Raw genomic sequence first — 23,078 nt, forward strand, 5'->3', positions numbered from 1 at the left:
GGAGCAGCCGCAGGTGGAGGCACAGCCCCGGCCGCAGGTGGCGGCGCAGTCCCGGTCGCAGACAGAGGAGCAGCCGCAGGTGGCGGCGCAGTCCCAGCCGCAGACGGAGGAGCAGCCGCAGGTGGAGGCACAGCCCCGGCCGCAGGTGGCGGCGCAGTCCCGGTCGCAGACAGAGGAGCAGCCGCAGGTGGCGGCGCAGTCCCGGCCGCGGCCGCAGGCCCAGGCACAGGTGCCGGTCCCGGCCTCGGTCTACCCGGGCCGGGCGCACTTCCGCCCCGGCCAGTCGAACGCACATGTCGAGGAGCTCGGCCGCCAGTTGGTGGAGCGGGGCTTCGGCAAGCACTACCTCACGGCGCCCGGCCGGCAGTGGACCGAGGCGGACCGCCGCAACGTCGAGGCGTTCCAGCGTGCCCAGGGCTGGCGCGGCGGTGCCGCCGACGGCTACCCCGGCCCCGAGACCTGGCGACGGCTCTTCTCATGACCCGCCGCCCACCAGACCACGCCACAACCCCGAGGAGGCGTCCCCGGTGACCCCCACGACCCCCAACCCCGAGGACACCGCGGCCCCCCTGCCGCCCGGCCTTTCCCGCTCGCAGGTGCTTTCGCTCCCGGTCCTCGACCTGGGCACGGCGACCGGAACCACGACCTACGCGCCCGCCCCGGCGGTGACGCCCGCATCCACGGCCGCATCCACGGACGCGACCTCGTCCGAGACCGCGACCGTGACCGGCGGCCCCAAGCCGGCCGCACCAGCCGATCCCGCTGCGGCGCCCGATGGCAGCGGCACCGATTCCGGCACCGATCCCGGCCCCGTGTGGGCCTGGGGGGCGGTGGGCGGTCTGGCGGCGAGTGGGCCCGACGGCGACGCCTTCGGTTCGGACGAGCGGGCCGACGCGAAAGGCGCTGACGCCGACGCCGTACGAGACAAAAAGGACCCCACTGTCCGGCGACGCGACGACGGGTCGGGCGACTCGACGGGCTCGGACGACGGCAAGGGCTTCGCCGGACCGCGAGCTGACGGTGCGTCCGGTGGTTCCGTGGATGTCGGCATGAATGTGCCGGGCGTGGCGCGGAAGCCGTCCGGGCGGGAGGCCATGGACGACGACGCCGGCGCGCCGGCGGTGCCCGCGCCCGCGACTGCGGGCCGGCGCACGGTCGTGATCGGGGCCGAGACGACCGGGGCGATTCCCGTGCACCTGCTGTTCCGGGACGTACCCGGAGACTCCGTGGCCGCGGGGCACGTGGTCGCACCGGTCGCCGGGAAGGACTCCCGGACGGATTCCGGGAAGGACGTCGCCGGCAAGGTGGTTGCCGGGAAGGACGACGACGGGGGGCCCGACACCGTCGCCATGGCGCCTGTCGTTCCCTCCGGCCGCCGGGTCGCGACCGCACCGCGGGTGACCGTGGTCTCGCCGAGCCGGCGGCCCGCGCCGCCCGCGGACCCGAAGGTGCGGGAGCGGCCGGGGCCCGTGCTGCCCGGATGGGCCGCCCTGCTCGTCGGGGTCGTCGCGCTCACCGGGTGCGCGGCCGTGCTGCACTGGGCCGGGGCCTTCCCGCGGGAACTGACCGAGCTGTTCCGGCTGAGGCCGCGCCCGTACCACGGCATCGGCGGCGGCCAGTGGGCGCTCCTCGCCGTCGCCGTGGTCTTCGCGCTGTTCTCCCTCGGCGGCCTCGGCCGCGGCAGTGCGGGTAACGCCTGGGTCCTGACGCTGTTCGGCGAGTACCGCGGGACCGTGCGCCGCAGCGGCCTCCTGTGGGTCAGCCCGCTTCTCCTCCGCCGGAGCGTCGACGTACGCCTTCGTCACTGGCGCAGCGAGCCCATGCCCGCCGTCGACGCGAACGGCACCGCGCTGCAGGCCGTCGTTCTCGTCGTCTGGCGGATCCAGGACACCGCGCGCGCCGTACTGTCCGTCGAGGACCATGAGGAGTACCTGCGGGAGCAGGTGGAGGCGGCGATGGCGCGGGTGCTCTCGCAACTCCCCACCGACGCCTTCCACGAGGACGCGCCCACCCTCCGCAACGCCGAGGCCGTCGGCGACGCGCTGACGAAGACCCTGTCGGCGGAGTGCGTCCCGGTCGGCATCGACATCTTCTCCGCGCAGCCGACGCGTATCGAGTACGCCCCCGAGGTCGCGGCGGCGATGCGGCGGCGCCGTATCGCCGCGATCGAGGCCGAGCACCGGGACACCGTGCTGACCTCGGTGGTGGACGCGGTCGACGACACCGTGCAACGGCTCACCGTGCGGGGCCTGGTGGAGCTCGACGACTACGAGCGGAAGGCGCTGGTGCGGGATCTCACCGTCGCCTTCTGCACGGCAAGGGCAGGCGGCACGGAGGCACCGTGATTGGTCTGGACATGTTCAACGTTCGTCAATAATCTGGGACTTGGTCTAGACCGGAACGTGCACGACCGCACAAGCATCCGCACCGCACAGCACGCCTCACGGAACTCCCCCACGTTCTCAGGAGCGACAGCATGCGAAAGCGAATAGGCGCGGCCATGGTCGGCCTCGCGGTGGCGGGAACCTCCTTCCTCGCCACCGGCAGCGCCAGCAGCCACGGCTACACCGACTCTCCGATCAGCCGTCAGAAACTCTGTGCCAACGGCACGGTGACCAACTGCGGTGAGATCCAGTGGGAACCGCAGAGCGTCGAGGGCCCCAAGGGCTTCCCGGCGGCGGGCCCGGCCGACGGAAAGATCTGCGCCGGCGGGCTCAGCCGCTTCGCGCAGCTCGACGACCCACGCGGCGGCGCCTGGCCCACGACGAAGGTCTCGTCGGGGCAGAACTACACCTTCCGGTGGCAGTTCACGGCCAACCACAGGACGACCGACTTCAAGTACTACATCACCAAGAGCGGGTGGAACCCGAGCCAGCCGCTCACCCGTGCGGCCCTCGACCCCCAGCCGTTCCTGACCATCCCCTACAACGGCCAGCAGCCGCCGTCCACGCTCTCCCACTCCGGAACGCTCCCGTCGAAGTCGGGCCGCCATCTGATCCTGGCGGTGTGGACCATCCATGACACCCCGAACGCCTTCTACGCCTGCTCGGACGTTCAGTTCTGACGCACAGTCAGCTACCGTTCGGCGCCATGGGCGGGATGAACGGCGCCACGACCGTCGCGGAGCTCGTGCAGCGCCAGTGGGGCGACCACAGGACCGGGCTGAGACACGAGGACCTCGTCCTCAGCCACCACCAGGTCGCCTCCGGCGCCTCGGCGCGGGCCGCGCTGCTCGCGGAGCTGCTGCCCCGGGGTACCGAGCCGCACCTCGGGATCCTGCTCGACAACACTCCCGAGTTCCCGCTCTGGCTCAGCGCGGCGGCCCTTGCCGGGGCCGCCGTCGCGGGCATCAACCCGACCCGCCGCGGCGCCGAGATCGCCCGCGACATCCTGCACACCGACTGCCGTGTGCTGGTCACCGAGCGCGCGCACCTTCCCCTGCTCGACGGTCTCGAACTGCCGGGCGTGCGGGTGCTGGTGACCGGCCCCGACAACCCTGAGTACGCCGCGCTGCTCGCGCCGTACGAGGGCGTGAAGCCCGGCGAGGCCGTCGCGCTGTCGGGTCGCGCGGTGCGGCCCGACAGCCGGCTGCTGCTCTACTTCACCTCAGGTTCGACCGGAACGCCCAAGGCCGCGATATGCAGCCAGGGGAGGCTCGCTGCGGCCGGGGCGTCGCTCGTGGCGCACTTCGGTGTGCGGCCGGACGACGTCCACTACATCTGCATGCCGATGTTCCACGGGAACGCCGTCATCGCGGACTGGGCGCCCGCGCTCGTGGCGGGTGCGTCGGTCGCACTGCGCCGGCGCTTCTCCGCTTCGGGCTTTCTGCCCGACGTCCGTGCCCACGGCGCCACGTACTTCACGTACGTCGGGCGGGCGGTCCAGTATCTGCTGGCCACACCGGAGCGTGAGGACGACCGCTCGCACTCCCTGCGGCTCGGCTTCGGCACGGAGGCGGGGGCGGTCGACGCGGCCCGCTTCGAGGAGCGCTTCGGGGTACGGCTCGTCGAGGGGTACGGATCCTCGGAGGGCGGCGCGGCCGTCCAGCGCACGCCGGGCACACCGCGCGGTGCGGTCGGGCGGGCGGCGCCGGGGGACGACATGGCGGTGGTCGATCCGTCGACGGGCGAGGAGTGCGAGGCGGCGCGCTTCTCCGAGGAGGGCCGCCTGCTCAACGGCGACCGGGCAATAGGCGAACTGGTCAACCGTGGCCGCAACCCCTTCGAGGGCTACTGGCGCAACCCCGATGCGGACGCGGCGCGCGTACGGGGAGGCTGGTACTGGACCGGGGACCTCTTCTTCCGCGACGAGGAGGGCTTCCTGTACTTCGCGGGCCGCACGGACGACCGTCTCCGCGTCGACGGCGAGAACCTCGCCGCCGCCGTGATCGAGAACATCCTGTCCCGCTGGGACCGCGCCGCGGGCGTCGCGGTCTACGCCGTCCCCGACCCCGTCTCCGGCGACCAGGTCATGACCGCCCTTGCCCTGCGTGACGGCACCGACTTCGACGCGGCTGCCTTCGGGGACTTTCTCGCCGCCCAGCCCGACCTGGGCACGAAGATGGCGCCCCGCTTCGTGCGCATCGTGCGCGGACTGCCGGTGACCGCCACGAACAAGATCCACCGAGCGGCCCTGCGCCGTGAGTCCTTCCGCTGCCCCGACCCGATCTGGTGGCGCCCGGGCGGCCAGCCGCACTACCGCCGGCTGACGCGGGACGACGTGAAGGCGCTGCTGCGCGAGTACGAGTCCCACGACCGGGCTGCGCTGCTGGACCGGTGAGGGGGCGGCGCCTGCGGCCGGGGCTCCGCCCCCGAACCCCCGCGCCGCGCACGCAGGCAGGGCCGCAGTTCGGCCCGTCCGGCGCTCGGGGACGGACACCGGGCCAGTGGACGGCTCGGGGCACCTCCCGGGGGCCGTGGCCGTGCCCGGTTCGGGAACGGCCGCGGGGTAGGGCCAGGTACACCCGGGGCTCCGCCCGCGAACCCCCGCGCCGCGCACGCAGGCAGGGCCGCAGTTCGGCCCGTCCGGCGCTCGGGGACGGACACCGGGCCAGTGGACGGCTCGGGGCACCTCCCGGGGTCCGTGGCCGTGCCCGGTTCGGGAACGGCCGCGGGGTAGGGCCAGGTACACCCGGGAGACGCCCCCTGAGGCCATGGTCCGGCCCATGTGGCGGGACATAGCGTGGGCGGCATGACAGCACGCACCCTCTGGCGGGCGCTGACCCGGCGCGACTACCTGCGGAGCAACTGGCCCTGGCGGGCAGTCGGGTACCTCCTGAGCAGTGCGCTCACCGGAGTGCCGGCCCTCGTCGGCCTGGTGCTGCTCGGTGCGTTCTCCGCCGTGGCCGTGGGCCTGCCCCTCCTGGTGCTCGGCGGCGTCGCCCTCGCCGCCGTCGAGCGCCGTCGCCTGCGGATCGCGGACCTGGAGCCCACCCACAGCCCGCACCGCACACCTCCGGAGCCGGGCATGGCCGCCTGGGCCAGGACCCGGTTCACGGAGCAGGCCACGTGGCGGGAGCTTGCGTACGGGGTGGTGCACGCCACCGTGCTGTGGCCGCTCGATCTGCTGGCCGTCGCCTGTGGCGTGGGCGTGCCCCTCGCCATGACGGCCGCGCCGATTCAGCTCGCCGTCGACGGGCACGAGGCCCGCGTGGCCAAGCTGTGGCTCGTCACGGACCACCCCGCGGCCCTCGCCACGGCTGCCGCCGGCCTCGTGCTCCTCGCCGTGCTGCTCTATCCGCTCGGCGCGCTCGCCGGTGCCCGGGCCGCTCTCACCCGTGCGCTCCTCGCCCCGCGCGAGGCCGAACTCCGCACGAGGATCGACGAGGTGACCCGTTCCCGCGCCCGTCTCGTCGACGCCTTCGAGGCCGAGCGGCGCCGTATCGAGCGCGATCTGCACGACGGCGCCCAGCAGCGGCTCGTCGCGCTGACCATGACGCTGGGCCTGGCCCGGCTCGACGCCCCGCCCGGCAGCCCTTTCGCCGAGCGGCTCGTCACCGCGCACGAGGAGGCGGGGCGCGTGCTGACGGAACTGCGCGAGCTCATCCACGGCATCCACCCGAAGGTCCTGGAGGACTACGGCATCGGCTCGGCTCTCGCCGATGCCGCCGACCGCGCCTTCGTGCCCGTGGACACGGACGTCGACCTGCCGCGCCTGGAGCGCTCGGTGGAGACCGCCGCGTACTTCGCGGTCTGCGAGGCCCTCACCAATGTGGACAGGCACAGCGGCGCCCGCCGGGCGGGGCTCACCGCCCGGCACATCGGGGACCGGCTGACCATCGAGGTCCGGGACGACGGCAAGGGCGGCGCGTCCCCGGACAAGGGCACCGGGCTCGCCGGACTCGCCGACCGTGCAGCCGTCCTGGATGGCACACTGTCGATCACCAGCCCGCCGGGCGGGCCCACCGTCCTGCGACTGGAGATACCGTGCCGGACCGACACGAACCGCTCCGGGTAGTCATCGCCGAGGACAGCGTGCTCCTGCGCGAGGGCCTCACCGGACTCCTCCAGCGCTTCGGTCACGACGTCGTCGCCGCAGTCGGCGACGCGGACGCCCTCCGCGCAGCCGTCCCCGCCCAGGAGCCGGACATCGTCGTCACCGACGTACGCATGCCGCCCGGCCTCAAGGACGAAGGGCTGCGGGCCGCGGTCGACCTGCGCTCCGAGCGCCCGCGGCTGCCCGTCCTCGTCCTCAGCCAGTACGTCCAGCGCACCTATGCCACCGAGCTGCTCGACTCCGGCGAGGGCATCGGCGTGGGCTATCTCCTCAAGGACCGCGTCGGCCACGTCGAGGAGTTCATGGACGCGCTGGTCCGCGTCGCCCAGGGCGGCACGGTCGTCGACCCCGAGGTCGTACGCCAGCTGCTGCGCCGCCGCCGGGACCCGCTGGAGCAGCTCACCCCGCGCGAGCGGGAGGTCCTCGCCCTGGTCGCCGAGGGACGGTCGAACGCCGCGATCGCCCGCGAACTGGTGGTCACCGAGGCGGCCGTGGGCAAGCACATCGGGAACATCCTGGCCAAGCTCGAACTGCCCCCGGCCGAGGACACCCACCGCCGGGTCCTGGCCGTCCTCGCGTATCTGCGCTGATCTCCGCGCCCGGCGCGCCGCTCGCCTCCGTCGACGATCCGGCGAAGGTGACGCAGGTCACGGTCGGTGGGGTGGGGCGTCACGAGCGTGACGAGCGGGGAAGGTGCCCCATGCCCCGGCGGCGGCGACGGCACCTGCGCTGCCGCGGACTCGGTTGCTTGCTTCAGCAGCCGGGGGCCACTGCGCGGTGGTCGCGGAGCGGATGGGCCGAGACGGGTGCCGCGGCTGAAGCGGAAAACCACTGGAGCCCCTCGCGACTGCGAGGGGCTCCAGTGAGGTTGTGCGCCGCCAGGGACTCGAACCCCGGACCCGCTGATTAAGAGTCAGCTGCTCTAACCAACTGAGCTAGCGGCGCGGGCTGCCGTTCTCGCCGCTCTCCGCGGCTGACGACAGGATTAATACTACCTGGTCCGGAGGGGTGCTCCCGACCACCCGCGCCCAAAGGGCGGTGCCAGGGGCCTACAGCGTCAGCGACAGCACGACCGGTGCCGCCTTCCGGTTCAGCGTGTCCGCCGCCGCGCGCAGCCGGTGCGCATGCTCGATCGGGAGCGAGAGCGCCAGGCAGCCCACGGAGGATCCGGCCGTCAGCGGCACCGCCGCGCAGACCGTGCCCACCGCGTACTCCTGCAGATCCAGCACCGGGACCGTGGGCGGCTGCGAGTCCAGCTTCGAGAAGAGGATCCGCTCGTTGGTGATCGTCCGCGACGTCAGCCGTGCGATCCTGTGGCGCGACAGATGATCCCGGCGGCCGTTCTGGTCGAGCTGGGTGAGCAGGCACTTGCCGACCGCGCTCGCGTGCGCCGCCGAGCGGAAGTCGACCCACTCGTTGACCTTCGGGGTGCGCGGGCCGTCGGCGAACTGGGTGATCTTCACCTCGCCGTCGATGTACCGGCTGATGTAGACCGCGGCGCCGACGGAGTCGCGCAGCTCGGTGAGGGTCTCCTGCAGCTTGCGCTCCAGGGCCTCCCGCCGCGTGGCGCCGGAGCCCACCAGGACGAGGGAGTCGCCGATCACATATGCGCCGTCCGCCACCTGCTCCACATAACCCTCGCGCCGCAGCATCAGCAGCATCGAGGCCAGATGGCCGGTGGGCAGACCGGTCTCCCGCGCGATCTGGACGTCGGTGACCCCGCCGGCGTGCCTGGAGACCGTCTCCAGAACGCGCAGGGCGTATTGCACCGAGTGGAACGGCGCGGTCGGCTCCGGCTTCAGCGCCACGGTTTCCCCCTACCAGGTTGTGACCGCAAGCTTCCCTACCACGATAGCTGCCAAGAACCCTTCTCGGGGCTCCTGTTGGCGAGAATTGTGCCGCGCCCCAGCACCATATGCTGGGGCGCACGACAAAGGCATATGCCAAAGTCAAAGTAGGCACAAGGAAGGAAAGGTCAGAGCACCGCGCCGAGAAACTCACGAGTACGGTCGTGCTCCGGCTCGGAGAAGATTTTCTCCGGCGACCCCGACTCGACGACCTTTCCCGAGTCGAACATCAGGACCTCGTCCGAGATGTCCCGGGCGAAGTTCATCTCATGGGTCACACAGAGCATCGTGATGTCGGTGGTCCGGGCGATGTCCCTGAGAAGATCCAGCACCCCGGCCACCAGCTCCGGATCGAGCGCCGACGTCACCTCGTCCAGAAGCAGCACCTGCGGTCGCATCGCCAGCGCCCGCGCGATGGCCACCCGCTGCTGCTGGCCGCCGGACAGCTGGGTCGGCCGGGCGTCGCAGCGGTCGGCGAGCCCGACGAGATCCAGCAGCTCGCGGGCGCGCTCCTCGGCCTCGTCCCGGGACAGACCGAGCACCCGCACCGGTGCCTCGGTGAGATTCCGCAGCACGCTCATGTTGGGGAAGAGGTTGAACTGCTGGAAGACCATGCCGATCTTCTTGCGCACGTCGCGCCGCTGCTTCTCGTCGGCGGGGTACAGGCGGCCGCCGTTGACGTCGATCGTGCCCTCGTCGGGGCGCTCGAGCGTCATCAGCAGCCTCAGGATCGTCGTCTTGCCGGAGCCCGAGGGCCCGATCAGCGTGACGTGCTTGCCGGGGCGGACCGAGAAGCACAGGTTGTCGAGGACGGTGTTCTCCCCGAAGCGCTTGGTGACGTTCGTGAAGCGGATGAGTTCGTTCTGGTTCTGCTTCTGGTTCTGCTTCTCGTGCTGGCGGTCAGCGGGCAAGGCGGCGCTCCAGGGTCCGTACGAGCAGGGAAGCCGGGTAGGCGATGAGGATGAACGCGATGCCGACGACCGTCAGCGGTTCCGTGTACTGGAAGGTCGCCGCGCTCTCCAGCCGCGACTGCTGGAGCATCTCCAGCACGCCGATCCCGGCGAGCAGCGGGGTGTCCTTGAGCATCGCGACGACGTAGTTGCCCAGCGCGGGCGCGATCCGGCGGACCGCCTGCGGCAGGATCACCGCGGACCAGGTCCGGTGGGCGGGCAGGCTCAGTGCCGTTGCGGCCTCCCACTGTCCGGCCGGTACGGCGTCGATGCCGGCCCGGTAGACCTGTGCGGTGTACGTCGAGTAGTGCAGCCCGATCGCGATCGTGCCGGTGGTGAGCGCGGAGAACTGCACACCCCACTCGGGCAGCACGAAGAACAGGAAGAACAGCTGCACCAGCAGCGGGGTGTTCCGGATGAACTCGGTGACGAGCCCGACCGGCCAGCGCACGAAGCGCGGACCGGCACGCAGCCCGAACGCCCAGACCAGGCCGAGCGTGAAGGACAGCAGCGAGCCCAGCACCAGGATCTGCAGCGTGACCAGCACACCGTCCCAGAACCGTGGCATGAAGTCCGCGACCGCGGACCAGTCCCATGTCATTTCGCCACCACCCCGATCCCGACATTGGCCTTGGCACGGCGCTCCAGCGCCTTCATGGAACGGGTGATGGCGAAGGCGAGCACGAAGTAGATCACCAGCGTGACCGTGTAGATCTGCGCGCTCTCCTGGGTCGCCAGCCGCACCAGGTAGGCCGCGAACGACACATCGCCCACGCCCAGCAGCGACACCAGTGCGGTGCCCTTCAGCAGCTCGACCAGCAGATTGCAGAAGGAAGGGACCATCTCGGGCACGGCCTGAGGCAGCAGGATCAGCCGCATCCGCTGCCAGGGGGTGAAGCTGAGCGCGACCCCCGCCTCGCGCTGCGCCGGGGCCACCGCGTTCAGCGCGCCGCGCACGATCTCGGCGCCGTACGCCCCGTACGAGAGCCCGAGCGCGAGCACCGCCGCCCATATCGGCACCAGTTGCCACTCCAGCAGCAGCGGCAACACGAAGAACAGCCAGAACATCAGGATCAGTGCCGACGTTCCGCGGAACACCTCGGTGTAGAAGCCGGCCAGGAAGCGGACGAAGCGCGAGCGATGAGTTCTGGCCATACCCACACCGAAAGCGACGACGGCGGCCAGGGCCGCGCTGTACACGGTGAGCTGGATGGTGATCCAGATCCCCGGGAGCACCCAGTTCTGCCACAGTCCGGCGGTCATCGGCACAGCTCCTTCGCCGTGAGCTCCGTCATCTCGCTCTCGGTGAAGCCGAACCGGCGCAGGATGCGGAAGAGTTCACCGCTCTTCTTCATCCGGTGGATCTCGTCGTTGAACGCGTCCCGCAGCTCGGTGTCGGCCGGACGGAAGGCGAAGCCGCCGCCGTCGATCTTCTCCTTGCCTTCGACCACCGCCGCGAACGGTTCCGTCGCCTCCGCCTTGCTGCTCTTGCGCACCACTTCGCGGGTCGTGAGGGCGGTACCCGCGAAGACGTCGACGCGTCCGGACTCGACGGCGTTCAGTCCGGCCACCTGGTCCTGCAGGATGACGATGTCCTTCTCCGGATAGCCGGCCGCGACCGCGTACCCGATTTCCGCATAACCGGTTCCGGTCGCGAATTTCGCGCCCGTCCGCACCACGTCCTCGTAATTGCGCAGCTTCTTCGGATTGCCTCTGCGTACGATGAAGGAGTCCAGCATCTGGTATTCGGGGTCCGAGAAGATGACCTGCGCGCAGCGTTCCCTGTTGATGTACATCCCGGCGGAGACCACGTCGAACTGCTGCGAGTTGAGGCCGGGAATGAGGGACGCGAAGTCCGTGGCGACGGGTTGGACATCACGTATGCCGAGCCGGCTGAAGACGGCCTTGGCGAGCTCGGGGGCCTCACCCGTGAACTCGCCCTGGTCGTCGATGTAGCCGTACGGCACCTCGCCCGCGATCCCGAGGCGCACCGTGCCCTGCGATCTCAGCCGGGCGAGCGAGTCGCCCGAGGGCACCCGGGCGCAGCCCGCCGCGGCGAGTGCGCCCCCCGTACCGAGCAGCAGCGTGCGCCGCCGTATCGCATGTCCGGTGTGTTCAGCCGTGTGGGGAACCATGGGCGCGCGGCTACCCGGCCCGAGGCGGGGTATGCGTAGCCAATGGCCGATCGCTTCATCGACGTTTCACTCGCAAAGCGCGGGGTCCACTGCACCGCGCGCCTCCTCGACGACCGGGCGCCCGTGACCTGCCGCACGGTGTGGGACGCGCTGCCGCTGGGCGGTGACGTGTACCACGCGAAGTACGCACGCAACGAGATCTACGCCCTCTTCGCCGCCTTCGCCGACCGGGAGCCGCCGCTCGAGAACCCGACGGTGACGCCGATTCCGGGTGACCTCTGCTACTTCACCTTCAGCGGGACGGAGCTGGGAACGGCGGCGTACGGCTACGACCGCAACGACGTCGGCCGGCGGCCCGTGACCGTGGATCTCGCGCTGTTCTACGAGCGCAACAACCTGCTGCTGAACGGCGACACGGGCTGGGTCCCCGGGACCGTGTGGGGCCAGGTGGTCGACGGGCTCGACCGCATGGCCGACGCCTGCCAGGACCTGTGGCGCGCGGGTGCCTTGGGGGAGACGCTGACGTTCCGTCGGGCGTGACAGGGGCGCGCGGCCCGGCCACGGGCCCCGGTCGTGACCGGCGCCCTGCGACGGGCCCGCGTGTCCGTCCTCGAACGCCGGACGGGCCGAGAATCGGCGGGCGTGGCGATCGAGGGACACGGCCGAAGGCCCGTCCGGTGGCCGGGGGCTTGTCCCCGGTTCGGGAAGGGACGGGGCGGGCGGGGTGTGCCGATGGGCGGCTCCGCCGCGTGGGCCTGCCGCAGATGCCACCCGCCCCCACGCCCTACAAGGCCGGCGCCGGGATCGTCGCCGCGCCCGATTCGTACAGCGCATGGGCGGCGCGCAGCACCAGGGCGTCCGCGTGGCGCGCCGCGACCAGCTGGACGCCGATCGGGAGACCGTCCGCGTCCACCCCGCACGGCACCGTCGCCGCCGGCTGCTGGGTGAGGTTGAAGGGGTACGTGAACGGGGTCCACCCCGTCCACCGGCGGTGCCCGGAGCCGCGCGGGACCTCGACGCCCGCCTCGAAGGCCGTGATCGGCAGCGTCGGCGTGACGAGCAGGTCGTACGACGTGTGGAAGCGCCCCATCCGCCGCCCCAGCTCCATCCGCGCGTCCACGGCCGCGAGATAGTCCAGCGCGGACGCCCGCGCCCCCGCCGCACAGATCTCCCGCAGCCCCGGGTCGAGCAACTCCCGCTGCTCCTTGCCGAGGTGCTGCACCAGCCGGGCGGCTCCGCTGAACCACAGCGTGTGGAAGGCGTCCACCGGGTCCGTGATGTCCGGGTCCGTCTCCTCGATGTACGCGCCCAGCTCCGCGAGGCGCGCGACCGCCCCGCGGACGGCCGCGGCGACCGCGGGCCGTACGGCGACCTGTCCGCCGAGGGACGGCGAGTACGCGACCCGCAGCCCCTTCACACCCTCTGCGCCCACGCCGAGTCCCGGGCTCGTCGCGGCGGTGGGCGGCAGCTGCGACCAGTCCCGCCAGTCGGGCCCGCCGATCACGTCGAGCAGCAGCGCCGCGTCGGCCGCGTCCCGCGTCATCGGCCCCGCGTGGGACAGCGTGCCGAAGGGGCTCGCCGGGTAGAGCGGGATCCGGCCGTACGTCGGCTTCAGCCCGAAGATCCCGCAGAAGGAGGCCGGGATGCGGACCGAGCCGCCGCCGTCCGTCCCGATCGACAGCGGGGCCGCGCCCAGCGCGACGGCCACCGCACTGCCGCCGCTGGACCCGCCCGACGTCCGCGTCACGTCGTAAGGATTGCGGGTGACCCCGGTGAGCGGGGAGTCCGTGACACCCTTCCAGCCGAACTCGGGCGTCGTGGTCCTGCCGACGAAGACCGCTCCCTGCTCCCGCAGCCGCGCCACGGCCGGCGCGTCCTCGTCCCGGACGGCCGCGGCGGGACGCACGGTCCGCGATCCGCGCAGCGTCGGGGCGCCCGCCTGCAGCAGAAGGTCCTTGACCGTCACGGGTACGCCGTCGAGCGGGCCGAGCGGCTCCGTGCGGCGGCGGCGCGCCGTGGCCGCATCGGCCTGGGCCAGGGCCTGCTCGGCATCGACCCGGACGAACGCGTTCACCGCCGGCTCCATCGCCTCGATGCGCTCCAGGACGGCGCGGGTGGCGTCCAGGGGGGAGAAGTCTCCCCGCTCGTAGCCGGCGATGAGTTGACGGGCGGTCAGGGCGGTCAGGTCGCTCGTGTCGATCGGCTCAGGAGTCATGAGTGGGGACGTACCCACGTTTCTTGTCGACCACGTTCGTCAGCGGCTTTCCGGCCGACCACAGGGCGAACAGTTCGACGAACTGCGCGCCGAGCCGGTCCCGCCAGCCGACCGTGTCGCCGCTCATGTGCGGCGAAACGATCAGTCCCGGAACGTCCCAGAGCCGGCTCTCGGGCCCCAGCGGCTCGTGCTCGAACACATCGAGGGCCGCGCCCGCGATCCGCCGCCCCGCGAGCGCCGCGACCAGCTCGTCCTCCACCACCAGCGCGCCCCGCCCCACGTTGATGAAGCGGGCCGACGGCTGCATGAGCGCAAAGCGCCGCGCGTCGAACATGCCGCGCGTCGCGTGCGTGAGCGGCGCCGCGCAGACGACCCAGTCGGCGCGGGCGAGCAGCCTGTCGAGGTCCTCGGCCCCGTGCACCCCGGGACGGGCCGTGCGCCCGGTGACGGCGACGGCCACCCCGAGCGCCCGCAGGGTGCGCGCGACGGCCAGGCCGATGGGGCCGGCGCCGACGACGACCGCCCGGCTCTCCGCGACCGGCAGGCCCTCGCGGTGCCGCCAGCGCCGCTGCCGCTGGAGCTCCAGGGTGCCGGGGAGGTCCTTCGCCATGGCGAGCACCAGGCCGGCCACGTACTCGGCGATGGGTTCCTCGAAGATCCCGCGCGCATTGGTCAGCACCGTGTCCGACGCGACGAGCTCGGGGCACAGCAACCGGTCGACGCCCGCACTGGGGGTGTGCACCCAGCGGGGCCGCGGGCCCGGACCCGGCCAGGCCCGGCGCACCGCGTCGGAGGTGAAGTCCCACACCAGCAACGCGTCGGCGTGCGGAAGTTCGGCGGCAAGGCGGCGGCCGTCGGCGTATCTGATGTCGACCTGTCCGGCGAGCGCTCCGAGGCGTGGCGGAGGGTCCGCCTCCAGTACAAGAAGAATCGGGACCGACATCGCGGAGAAACCGTTTCTGAACGTCTGACATGTACGGATTGACCCACGCTCGCACCCCAACCTACCGTCGTCAACAAGACGTAAGGGGGCCTGCCGTGAATGTGTCCCTCGAAGTTTCCTGGCTGGGCGGACCGGCCCCCCAGCGGGGGATCGGCGTGGTCGCCCCCTTCGACTTCGCGCTGGACCGTGAGCTGTGGCGCTGGGTGCCCGACGGTGTCTCGCTGCGGCTGACGCGTACGCCGTACGTGCCGGTGGAGGTCTCCCTCGACCTGGCCCGGCTGGTCAGCGAGCACGAGACGCTCGGCGAGGCGGTGCGGGCCCTGTCCGCCTCCGAACCGGAGGTCGTGGCGTACGCGTGCACCAGCGGCAGCTTCGTCGGTGGACTGACGGGCGAGCGTGCCATGTGCGAGGCCATGACCCAGGCGGGCGACGTGGCCTCGCTCACCACGTCCGGCGCCCTGCTCGAGGCCGTCGAGGAGCTGGGCGCGGGCCGTATCGCCCTGGTCACGCCCTATACGGAGTCGGTGACCCAGGCGCTGGAGGAGTACCTGGGCGAAGCTGGGGTAGCGGTCACGGGTCGCGCCTTCCTGGGGCTGACCCGGCACATCTGGAAGGTGCCGTACCGGTCCGTGGTGGACATGGCGCGCCAGGCCGTGGTGGGCGCGGCGGACGCGCTCTTCATCAGCTGCACCAATCTGCCGACGTACGACGCGATACCCCAGCTGGAGGCCGAACTGCGCATGCCGGTGATCTCCGCGAACCAGGTCACGATGTGGGCCGCGCTGCGGCGGATCGGGGTGTACGCGGTCGGTCCGTACCAGGCGCTGCTGATGGACACGCCGGCCCCGTCACCCGGCGAGGGCCACAGGGCCCAGGGACTGCCCGAGGAACAGGAAGGATGGACATGACGACCGTCGGACTCCTCTACCCGGGGTACTCCGCCGAGGACGATTACCCGCGCATCGCGGTCCTGCTCGACAGCGACGTCCGGCTGCCGCTCTTCCACACCGACATCGGCGAGGACGCGCACCGGACGGACGCACTGATCGAGATGGGGGCGCCGGAGCGGCTGGCGGCCGGCGTCGAGGAGCTGCGGCTGGCCGGGGCGGAGTCGCTGGTGTGGGCCTGCACGAGCGGCGGTTTCATCCGGGGGTGGTCGGGTGCCCAGAAACAGATCCGGGAGCTGGCGCAGGCGGCGGGGCTGCCGGCGTCGAGCACGTCGTTCGCCTTCGTCCACGCGGTGCGGGCGCTGGGCGCCACACGGGTCGCGGTCGCGGCGACGTACCCGGACGACATCACCGCGTGCTTCGCGGAGTTTCTGCGGGCGGCCGGGCTCGAGGTGACCGCGGCGCGGGCGAGCGGGATCGTGACGGCCGCCGAGGTCGGCACCTGGGGGCGCGAGCAGGTCGTCGGCCTGGCCCGCGCGGGGGACGACCCGAGGGCGGAGGCGGTGCTCATGCCGGACACCGCCCTGCACACCGTGGCGTATCTGGAGGAGCTGGAGGCAGAGCTGGGCAAGCCGGTGCTCACGGCGAACCAGGTGACGGTGTGGGAGGGGCTGCGGCTGGCCGACCGCAGGGCGTGGGCGGACGAGCTGGGCACGCTGTTCGCCCGCCCCGACTGGGACCGGTCCGAGTGGAAGCCCGGCCAGGAGGAACGACGCCGGGAATAAAGCGGAGATAGCCTCCTGTTAGTGCTGTGATGGCGCACGACAACGCAGGAGGCCCCTCCGTGGACGCAGTGGACGCAGGCGACGACATCCGTGGCCCGGCGGCCGGAACCGCCCCCGTCCCCCTGTCGGTACTGGACCTGGTGACGGTCGGCAGCGGCAGCACCGCCACCGAGGCCCTGCGCACCAGCGTGGACATCGCCCGGCTCGCCGAGCGCCGCGGATACCACCGCCACTGGGTCGCCGAGCACCACTCCATGCCGGGCGTCGCCTCCTCGTCCCCCGCCGTGATCCTGGCGCATCTGGCCGCCCACACCGAACGTATCCGGCTCGGCTCCGGCGGCGTGATGCTGCCCAACCATGCGCCCCTGGTGATCGCCGAGCAGTTCGGCACCTTGGAGGCCCTCGCCCCGGGCCGTGTCGACCTGGGCCTCGGCCGGGCGCCCGGCACGGACGGCGCGACCGCGGCCGCGCTGCGGCGCACCGAGCTCTCCCGTAGCCCTTCGGGCACGGGAGGTACCCCCATCCACTCGGGTGCCGACGACTTCCCGCAGCAGCTCGCCGAGCTGACCCGCTTCCTGGACGACGACTTCCCCGACGGCCACCCGTACGCCCGTATCCACGCGGTACCGGGGCCGGTGCAGGCCACGGCGGCGGGCGGCGTCCAGTCCCCGGCCCGCCCGCCGGTCTGGCTCCTCGGCTCCTCCGGCTTCAGCGCCCGGCTCGCCGGAATGCTCGGTCTGCCCTTCGCCTTCGCCCACCACTTCTCGGCGCAGAACACGATTCCGGCGCTCGACCTCTACCGCGACACCTTCCGCCCGTCCGAGGTCCTGGACGCCCCCTACGCCCTGATCGGCGTTTCCGCCCTCGCCGCCGACGATCCGCGCGAGGCCCGTCGCCAGGTCCTGACCGGCGCCCTCTCCATGGTGCGGCTGCGCACCGGGCGGCCGGGTCTGGTCCCGACGCCCGAGGAGGCCGAGGCGCACGAATTCAGCTCCATGGAAAGGGAGTTCGTGGACAGCTGGCTCGTGAACATCGTCCACGGCACGCCGGACGAGGTCCGCACCGGCCTGGACGACCTCCAGAAGCGCACGGGCGCCGACGAGTTGATGATCACGGCCAATGCGCACGGCGGCGAGGCGCGCCTGCGTTCGTACGAGCTGATCGCGGACGCGTACGGACTGCCGGACCTGGCCGGGTGAATCCTGGGGTTTCGCGGGCGGAACGGTCCACGCGTGATGCACCCGCCGACGGCTCCCTCAAGACAGCATCGAACCGCTCGTCACCGATGGTGGCGAGCGGTTCACGGACAAGATCGGCGCGTACCTCGACTACGCGAACATCATGACGTACGACATGCACGGCGCCTGGGACGGCGACGGGCCGACGTACCACCAGCCCCGGCCTCCGCACCCGCAGGGGGCGAGGCGTCCAGGACCGGATGGGGTCACACCGCCAGAGGGCTGACCCCGCCGATCATCCCGTCGATGCGTTCCGGCGCCACCGCCCGCGAGTACAGCCAGCCCTGCCCCGTGTCGCAGCCGATGCGTCTCAGACGCTCCGCCTGCCCCGCCGTCTCGACGCACTCCGCGGTGACCGTCAGGCCGAGGCGGTGGGCGAGTTGGACCATCGCCTCGACGATCGTCTCGTCGGCCGGGTTCGGGTGCGCGCCGTCGTCGTAGCGGAAGCCGCGAACAAACGATCCGTCGAGTTTCAGTACGGATACCGGAAGCCGGCTCAGGTACGCCAGGTTGGAGTAGCCGGTGCCGAAGTCGTCGATGGCGATGCGCACGCCCATGTCGCTGAGCGCCTGGAGGGCCTGGAGCGGGCGGCCCGCCGAGCCCATCACCGCCGATTCGGTGAGCTCCAGCTGGAGGAGATGGGGCGCGAGCCCCGTCTCGGCGAGGATGCCGGCGACGTCCGCGACGAGGTCGGAGTCCCAGACCTGGCGTACGGCGACGTTGACGCTGACGAAGATCGGTGCCGCTCCGGGGTGGTCCGTCTGCCACTGGCGGGCCTGGTGGCAGGCCGTCCGCAGCACCCAGCGGCCGAGCTGGACGATCGAGCCGTCTTCTTCGGCAATTCCGATGAACCGATTCGGCGCCAGCGTGCCGAACTGCGGGTGGTTCCACCGCACCAGCGCCTCGACCCCCCGCACCGCTCCGTCCGCCATCCCGACCAGCGGCTGGTACTCGAGTGCGAACTCCCCGCGCTCGACGGCCGGCCGGAGCGTCGACGACAGTGCCTGCCGGGTCATCCGGTGGGCGTTGCGCTCGGGGTCGAAGAGGGTCCAGCGGGCCTTTCCGTCCGCCTTCGCCCAGTACAGCGTCGTGTCCGCGTCCTGCATCAGGCCGGTCGCCGTCGTCCCCTCCGCGGCCCGCTCCACGACACCGATCGACGCCGAGACCGACAGCCGCTGCCCGGCCAGGTCGAACGGCTGCTGGAGCGCGATGAGCACGGACCGTGCCAGATCGGCGAGTTGTTCCGTGCCCGTGGAGTCCTCGACCAGGATCGCGAACTCGTCACCGCCGAGCCGGGCCACCAGGTGCCCGCCGCTGCGCGTGTAACCGTCGCTGTCCGCGCACTCGGTGAGCCTGGCCGCCACGGCCGTCAGGAGCCGGTCGCCGACGCGATGGCCGAGTGTGTCGTTGACGGCCTTGAAGCCGTCGAGGTCGAGGTAGCAGAGCCCGATCCGGCCCGTGCCGCCGTGTTCGTACGACGACGTCTCCAGGGCGGCGCTGAGCCGTTCGAAGAACAGCGTGCGGTTGGGCAGCCGGGTCACCGGGTCGTGCATCTGGAGATGGCGCAACCGCGCCTGGAGTTCCCGCCGGTCGCTGATGTCCGCGATGGAGAGGAGAACGCGACGGCTGTCCGGCACGGGCGCGACGGTGACCTCCGCCCAGAGGGCGTGTCCGTCGGCGTGCTTGAGCCGGCGCGTACAGCGGAAGCGGGAGCGTCGGCCGCGCAGCACCTCGCGGTACGCGTGCCAGGTGCGGCCGTCGGACGCCAGGTCGACGAGGTCGGCGGCGGACTGTTCGTGGAGCGTGGCGGGTTCCGTGCCGAGGAGCGTCGCGAGCGCGTCGTTCGCGGTGACGACGAGGCCGTCGTGGTCGACGACGGCCATGGCGAGCTGGGCGGTGTTGAAGGCGGCGCGGTAGTCGCTGAGTTCCGCGGTGGCCGGCAGGGCGGGGCACCCGGCAGGAGCCGATGCGGAGGGTGGGTCGAGAGCGGGCCCGGCGAGTGGCGGCGCAAGGCTCGGCGCGACGGATGCGCCGGCTGTGACGGATGCGCTGGATGCGCCGGACGGCGAGGTGGGCGATGCGGACGCGGCGGAGGTCGTGGGCGCGGCGGAACCGGTGGTGGCGATCGGCGGGGCGGCGACCGGTGTCGTGGCCGTCGAGCTGCTCGCGGTGTGTGTGCCACGTCCGGACGCATGACGCTCCGTAATCGGCGGCAGGGCGCTCCCGGGCGCCGCGACCGCCGCGGGACTCGGTCCTTCGGTGTTTCCGCTCACCGCTCGCTCCCGCTGTGCGTCGTGTCGTTCAGGTCCGGTCGAGGCCGGAAATCCGGGAAAGTGTGCCGATCATAGAGGCTGGCCGGGGGGCCGTTCCAGCTTGCCTTTCGTGATCAAGCGCACGCGAAGGTCCAGACCGATCGTTTCTGCACGGCTGTGGCCTCGGACGACACTGTCGTGATCGGTTGTGACTTTCTGTGAGCCGCCGGGGTGTCGCCCTGTCTCACCCAACCAGGTCAGCCGAAAGGTGCGAATCACAGAAAATCATCACAAGGTGGGTGAGGCGTCCCGAATTCCGCAGCCGGAGGTCCACGTGGAGGGTCAGCAGACGCGCGTCGGAACACCCGGGGGAGTGGAAAGGCTCAACCTGCGTGCCATGGGCGCCGCTCTCACGTCCCTCGCGGCCCTCGCCGCCACCTCGCTCGTGGCGGGACCCGCCGCGGCCGACACCTCCGCCGGCCCCTGCGCCCTTCCGCGTACGTCCGCCCATCACTCGCTCGGACTGGACAGCTGGAACGGGGCGTTCCCGCGCCCCGAGCGCACGCTGGACGCGGCCATGGTCTTCCTGTCCTTTCCGGACGCCACCCCGTTGACCCGCCCGGACGAACTGGCCGCCGACCACTTCCCGGCGACCAGCGACTTCTTCCGGCGCGCCTCCTACGGGAAGTTCAACCTGCGAGCGCATCCCCTGCCGCAGTGGATCCAGATGCCGCAGCCCTCGACGGCGTACCGGATGAAGCGTGACTGGGACGCCGGGCGCCGCGCCGCGTATCTGCGGGACGCGATCACCGTCGCCGATCCGGCGGTCGACTTCTCGCGCTACGACATCGTCTATCTGGTCGCCGACCCGGACGCGCCGGGCGTCGACTCCGACGCGACGAAGGTCGTCAACTTCGACCGGCCGCTGTCCGCCGACGGCACGGACATCCGGCGCGTCGTGACGGTCTTCGAACGGCACCCGCCCGACCGCAATGTGCTCGCGCACGAGACCGGGCACGTCTTCGACCTGCCCGACCTCTATCACCGGCCGTCGGACGGCAAGGGCGACTGGGACACGCACGTCGGGGACTGGGACGTGATGGGAAGCCAGTTCGGGCTCGCGCCCGAGCTCTTCGGCTGGCACAAGTGGAAGCTGGGCTGGCTCGACGACCGGCAGGTGCGCTGCGTCACCGGCGGAAGGCTGTCCGACCGGATGCTCACCCTGGAACCGCTCGGCGCGGAACCGCCGCCCGGCATCTCCGCCGGTACCCGCCTCGCGGTCGTACGGACGGGTGAGAACGCGGCGCTCGCGATCGAGGCGCGGGGCGCGGCCGGCAACGACCGGGACACCTGCACCGAGGGCGTGCTCATCTACCGCGTACGGAACGAGGCCGAGTCCGGCGGCGGGCCGGTCGAGGTGATCGACGCGCACCCGGACACGGAGGCGTGCTGGGGCCAGTCCGTGTACCCGCCGCTGGCGGACGCACCGCTGACGGTGGGGGAGGCCTTCACGGTGCCGGGGGAGCGGGTCCGGGTGGAGGTCGCGGACCGCACGCGTACGGGAGCGTGGACGGTCAAGATCACGCCGGTGGCGTGAGCGCGAGGCGGTGGAGGGCCGGCGGTCGGCGGGCGGAGGGTCCCTGCGCGGGTCGTCGCCGTGGGCGGCGCCTCGGCACCCCGCCGGATCGCTGTCGCGGGGTGTCCGGCCGATCGCGCCATGCATCCGCAGGGGTGACGGAACGCCGAAGGGCGTCCTCGGAAGCCGAGAACGCCCAGGTCAGCGATGAAACATCGCAAGTGCGCCGCCAGGGACTCGAACCCCGGACCCGCTGATTAAGAGTCAGCTGCTCTAACCAACTGAGCTAGCGGCGCCTGCTGACGTCGTAGACCTTAGCACCCTGATCGGCAGGAGGAAAAATCGATATACGGACCGTCGCCACGGAGGTCGCCCGGGCGGCCCGCACGCATGCCCAGAGCAGGATCTCGGGTCCGGGAAGCCACGGGTTGCGGGTGTCAGGGGCCACGATCCAGCGTGGGTCCGACGCACGGGAGGCCGGGCATGAGGAGCCGGGGCGGGGCGTCAGCGGCGGGAGCGTGACGGCGTCGCCCGTGCCGTGGCAGAGCAGCGGTGGCACGGATGCGCCCCACTCCTCCCAGTCCAGCAGGGACGGTAACCGCTGGGCCGTCCCGGGCGCGGCGAACAGCAGCATCCGACCGCGGTGCAGGGCCACGGGCCCGGAGCCGGGCCCGTCCGACCACAGCCGCTCGAGCATCCGGCGCCCGAAGATCCCGGGCACGTTGACGACGTCGAACAGGGTCCCGCAGGGCACGACGACGGGCGCCGTCGGCTCGGCCTCCCACAGCGCCAGCGCGGACCGCGGATGCGCGCTCGCCGACGCGAGCCACCCTGCCCCCGACGCGGTCACGTGCGCGGTCTGGTGCCGGCCCTCGTCCCGCAGCAACGCGAAGATGTCGCGCCGGCGCTCGTCGTGGTCACTGGCGGGGCTCAGCGGGGTCTCGTCGCGCAGCCAAGTACTCATGGCGCCTACATCTACGGGGAGTCAGCATCCCGTTTCTGTGGGTTGCCGAAAATCGGGACGGCACGGGGCGGGAAGGGGTATCTTGCCCTGCGGCATATGCCATGCGAGATCTTGCCTGTCGTGTGCAAGCCGGATCCACGGGCCTGTCGTGTGCGTGCCGCAACGCCCGACGCCTGCCTGCAGGCCACCTGCCCGCCGGCCACCTGCCTACTGGTCTTCGGGATCCGTCGCGCGGAGGAGGTCGCGGCCGAATTCGACCATCTTCTTCGCGTAGTCCTCGCTCCACTCCGCACGCTGCGCGATGTCCGCCGCGGTCAGCCGGTCGAAGCGGCGCGGGTCGGCGAGCTGTGCCGCCGCGACCGCCTGGTACTCCAGGGCGCGGTCCGCAGCGGCCTGGAACGCCATCGTCAGCTCCGTCGCACGCGACAGCAGGTCCCGGGGGTCCTCGATCGACTCGAGGTCGAAGAAGTGCTCCGGGTCGGAGGCGGCCTCCGAGGGCTCGAAGAGCAGCGGCGCAGGCCGCATCCGCCGCTCGCTCCGCTCAGACGACTCCGCCATGCGTGTCTCCTCCTCGCACATTCCGACCACCCCCTATTGTCCCGCTCGGCACAAGGGGTCCTACGTGGGCCTGCGCGGCCCACGAGAACCGCCGGGCCCACCAAGAACCTAAGGCGTCCACGCCACTCGGTGTTCCCCGAGACGGGACGGAACCGCGTGATTCGCCTCGCACCCGTCCGGGCCGTTTCCTCCGGCCGCGCTCGCACTCCTTCGCCGGCTTCGGGCGGTGGCTC

General features: G+C 71.9%; 21 protein-coding genes and 2 tRNA genes. 11 read left to right on the top strand and 12 right to left on the bottom strand.

The window, feature by feature from the left end; all coding sequences use genetic code 11:
- The 6 genes from ABT078_RS18065 to ABT078_RS18090 form a co-directional block, all read left to right on the top strand.
- The coding region (locus tag ABT078_RS18065) for a peptidoglycan-binding protein (protein WP_351228740.1) at positions 1 to 481 on the top strand (481 nt) is incomplete at its 5' end.
- A gap of 46 nt (positions 482 to 527) precedes the next feature.
- On the top strand, positions 528 to 2,345 hold the full coding sequence (locus tag ABT078_RS18070) for an SPFH domain-containing protein (protein ID WP_351228742.1): 1,818 nt from the start codon (positions 528 to 530) through the stop codon (positions 2,343 to 2,345).
- A gap of 131 nt (positions 2,346 to 2,476) precedes the next feature.
- Positions 2,477 to 3,064: a lytic polysaccharide monooxygenase auxiliary activity family 9 protein gene (locus tag ABT078_RS18075; RefSeq protein WP_351228744.1), complete on the top strand. Its 588-nt coding sequence runs from the start codon at positions 2,477 to 2,479 to the stop codon at positions 3,062 to 3,064.
- A gap of 35 nt (positions 3,065 to 3,099) precedes the next feature.
- Positions 3,100 to 4,779 carry a long-chain-fatty-acid--CoA ligase gene (locus tag ABT078_RS18080; protein ID WP_351228936.1) on the top strand — a complete coding sequence of 560 codons (1,680 nt, stop codon included), beginning with the start codon at positions 3,100 to 3,102 and terminating at the stop codon, positions 4,777 to 4,779.
- Between the two features lie 411 nt (positions 4,780 to 5,190).
- A complete protein-coding gene (locus tag ABT078_RS18085; protein WP_351228746.1) occupies positions 5,191 to 6,456 on the top strand; it encodes a sensor histidine kinase in 1,266 nt (421 codons plus the stop codon).
- Positions 6,426 to 7,085 (top strand): response regulator, encoded by a 660-nt coding sequence (locus ABT078_RS18090; protein ID WP_351228748.1) that lies wholly within the window; start codon positions 6,426 to 6,428, stop codon positions 7,083 to 7,085. Before ABT078_RS18085 ends, ABT078_RS18090 begins: the two co-directional genes overlap by 31 nt.
- Before the next feature lie 281 nt (positions 7,086 to 7,366).
- Here ABT078_RS18090 and ABT078_RS18095 read toward each other — a convergent pair.
- The 6 genes from ABT078_RS18095 to ehuB form a co-directional block, all read right to left on the bottom strand.
- Positions 7,367 to 7,440, bottom strand: a tRNA-Lys gene (locus ABT078_RS18095).
- 104 nt (positions 7,441 to 7,544) lie between these two features.
- Positions 7,545 to 8,303 (bottom strand): IclR family transcriptional regulator, encoded by a 759-nt coding sequence (locus ABT078_RS18100; RefSeq protein WP_351228750.1) that lies wholly within the window; start codon positions 8,301 to 8,303, stop codon positions 7,545 to 7,547.
- A gap of 167 nt (positions 8,304 to 8,470) precedes the next feature.
- Positions 8,471 to 9,253 carry an ectoine/hydroxyectoine ABC transporter ATP-binding protein EhuA gene (ehuA, locus tag ABT078_RS18105; protein ID WP_351228752.1) on the bottom strand — a complete coding sequence of 261 codons (783 nt, stop codon included), beginning with the start codon at positions 9,251 to 9,253 and terminating at the stop codon, positions 8,471 to 8,473.
- Positions 9,243 to 9,893 (bottom strand): ectoine/hydroxyectoine ABC transporter permease subunit EhuD, encoded by a 651-nt coding sequence (ehuD, locus tag ABT078_RS18110; protein ID WP_351228754.1) that lies wholly within the window; start codon positions 9,891 to 9,893, stop codon positions 9,243 to 9,245. Before ehuD ends, ehuA begins: the two co-directional genes overlap by 11 nt.
- Positions 9,890 to 10,555: an ectoine/hydroxyectoine ABC transporter permease subunit EhuC gene (ehuC, locus tag ABT078_RS18115; RefSeq protein WP_351228756.1), complete on the bottom strand. Its 666-nt coding sequence runs from the start codon at positions 10,553 to 10,555 to the stop codon at positions 9,890 to 9,892. The genes ehuD and ehuC overlap by 4 nt, the downstream gene beginning before the upstream one ends.
- Complete coding sequence (gene ehuB / locus ABT078_RS18120) at positions 10,552 to 11,427, bottom strand: ectoine/hydroxyectoine ABC transporter substrate-binding protein EhuB (protein WP_351228758.1); 876 nt, start codon at positions 11,425 to 11,427, stop codon at positions 10,552 to 10,554. The genes ehuC and ehuB overlap by 4 nt, the downstream gene beginning before the upstream one ends.
- Before the next feature lie 42 nt (positions 11,428 to 11,469).
- On the opposite strand from ehuB, the gene ABT078_RS18125 reads away from it, so the two are divergent.
- A complete protein-coding gene (locus ABT078_RS18125; RefSeq protein WP_351228760.1) occupies positions 11,470 to 11,967 on the top strand; it encodes a DUF3830 family protein in 498 nt (165 codons plus the stop codon).
- 244 nt (positions 11,968 to 12,211) lie between these two features.
- Here ABT078_RS18125 and ABT078_RS18130 read toward each other — a convergent pair whose 3' ends face one another.
- Both ABT078_RS18130 and ABT078_RS18135 read right to left on the bottom strand, forming a co-directional pair.
- Positions 12,212 to 13,642, bottom strand: a complete 1,431-nt coding sequence (locus tag ABT078_RS18130) for an amidase (protein ID WP_351228762.1) — start codon at positions 13,640 to 13,642, stop codon at positions 12,212 to 12,214.
- Entirely contained in the window at positions 13,632 to 14,585 is a 954-nt protein-coding gene (locus ABT078_RS18135) for a D-2-hydroxyacid dehydrogenase (RefSeq protein WP_351228764.1), read from the bottom strand. Before ABT078_RS18135 ends, ABT078_RS18130 begins: the two co-directional genes overlap by 11 nt.
- A 101-nt stretch (positions 14,586 to 14,686) precedes the next feature.
- Here ABT078_RS18135 and ABT078_RS18140 point away from each other — a divergent pair, with 101 nt between their 5' ends.
- Genes ABT078_RS18140 through ABT078_RS18150 form a run of 3 tightly spaced genes read left to right on the top strand, consistent with a single transcriptional unit; the run spans position 14,687 to position 17,456 of the window.
- Positions 14,687 to 15,493 carry a maleate cis-trans isomerase family protein gene (locus ABT078_RS18140; protein ID WP_502981246.1) on the top strand — a complete coding sequence of 269 codons (807 nt, stop codon included), beginning with the start codon at positions 14,687 to 14,689 and terminating at the stop codon, positions 15,491 to 15,493.
- Positions 15,490 to 16,257: a maleate cis-trans isomerase family protein gene (locus ABT078_RS18145; RefSeq protein WP_351228938.1), complete on the top strand. Its 768-nt coding sequence runs from the start codon at positions 15,490 to 15,492 to the stop codon at positions 16,255 to 16,257. The genes ABT078_RS18140 and ABT078_RS18145 overlap by 4 nt, the downstream gene beginning before the upstream one ends.
- Positions 16,258 to 16,286: 29 nt before the next feature.
- Complete coding sequence (locus ABT078_RS18150) at positions 16,287 to 17,456, top strand: LLM class flavin-dependent oxidoreductase (RefSeq protein ID WP_502981242.1); 1,170 nt, start codon at positions 16,287 to 16,289, stop codon at positions 17,454 to 17,456.
- Positions 17,457 to 17,701: 245 nt separating this feature from the next.
- Here ABT078_RS18150 and ABT078_RS18155 read toward each other — a convergent pair whose 3' ends face one another.
- Positions 17,702 to 19,768, bottom strand: a complete 2,067-nt coding sequence (locus ABT078_RS18155) for a putative bifunctional diguanylate cyclase/phosphodiesterase (protein WP_502981243.1) — start codon at positions 19,766 to 19,768, stop codon at positions 17,702 to 17,704.
- A 376-nt stretch (positions 19,769 to 20,144) separates the two neighbouring features.
- On the opposite strand from ABT078_RS18155, the gene ABT078_RS18160 reads away from it, so the two are divergent.
- The gene (locus ABT078_RS18160) at positions 20,145 to 21,344 is read left to right on the top strand and encodes a M6 family metalloprotease domain-containing protein (protein WP_351228768.1); all 1,200 of its coding nucleotides are present in this window, start codon (positions 20,145 to 20,147) and stop codon (positions 21,342 to 21,344) included.
- A 201-nt stretch (positions 21,345 to 21,545) separates the two neighbouring features.
- Here the strand turns inward: ABT078_RS18160 and ABT078_RS18165 are convergent.
- The 3 genes from ABT078_RS18165 to ABT078_RS18175 all read right to left on the bottom strand — a co-directional run bounded on the left by ABT078_RS18165 (position 21,546) and on the right by ABT078_RS18175 (position 22,845).
- Positions 21,546 to 21,619, bottom strand: a tRNA-Lys gene (locus tag ABT078_RS18165).
- Complete coding sequence (locus ABT078_RS18170; RefSeq protein WP_351228770.1) at positions 21,610 to 22,287, bottom strand: bifunctional DNA primase/polymerase; 678 nt, start codon at positions 22,285 to 22,287, stop codon at positions 21,610 to 21,612. Before ABT078_RS18170 ends, ABT078_RS18165 begins: the two co-directional genes overlap by 10 nt.
- A 207-nt stretch (positions 22,288 to 22,494) precedes the next feature.
- Positions 22,495 to 22,845: a DUF8844 domain-containing protein gene (locus ABT078_RS18175; RefSeq protein ID WP_351228772.1), complete on the bottom strand. Its 351-nt coding sequence runs from the start codon at positions 22,843 to 22,845 to the stop codon at positions 22,495 to 22,497.
- Positions 22,846 to 23,078 lie beyond the last annotated feature (233 nt).

Source organism: Streptomyces sp. NPDC002133, from assembly GCF_040296405.1.
Lineage (GTDB): Bacteria > Actinomycetota > Actinomycetes > Streptomycetales > Streptomycetaceae > Streptomyces.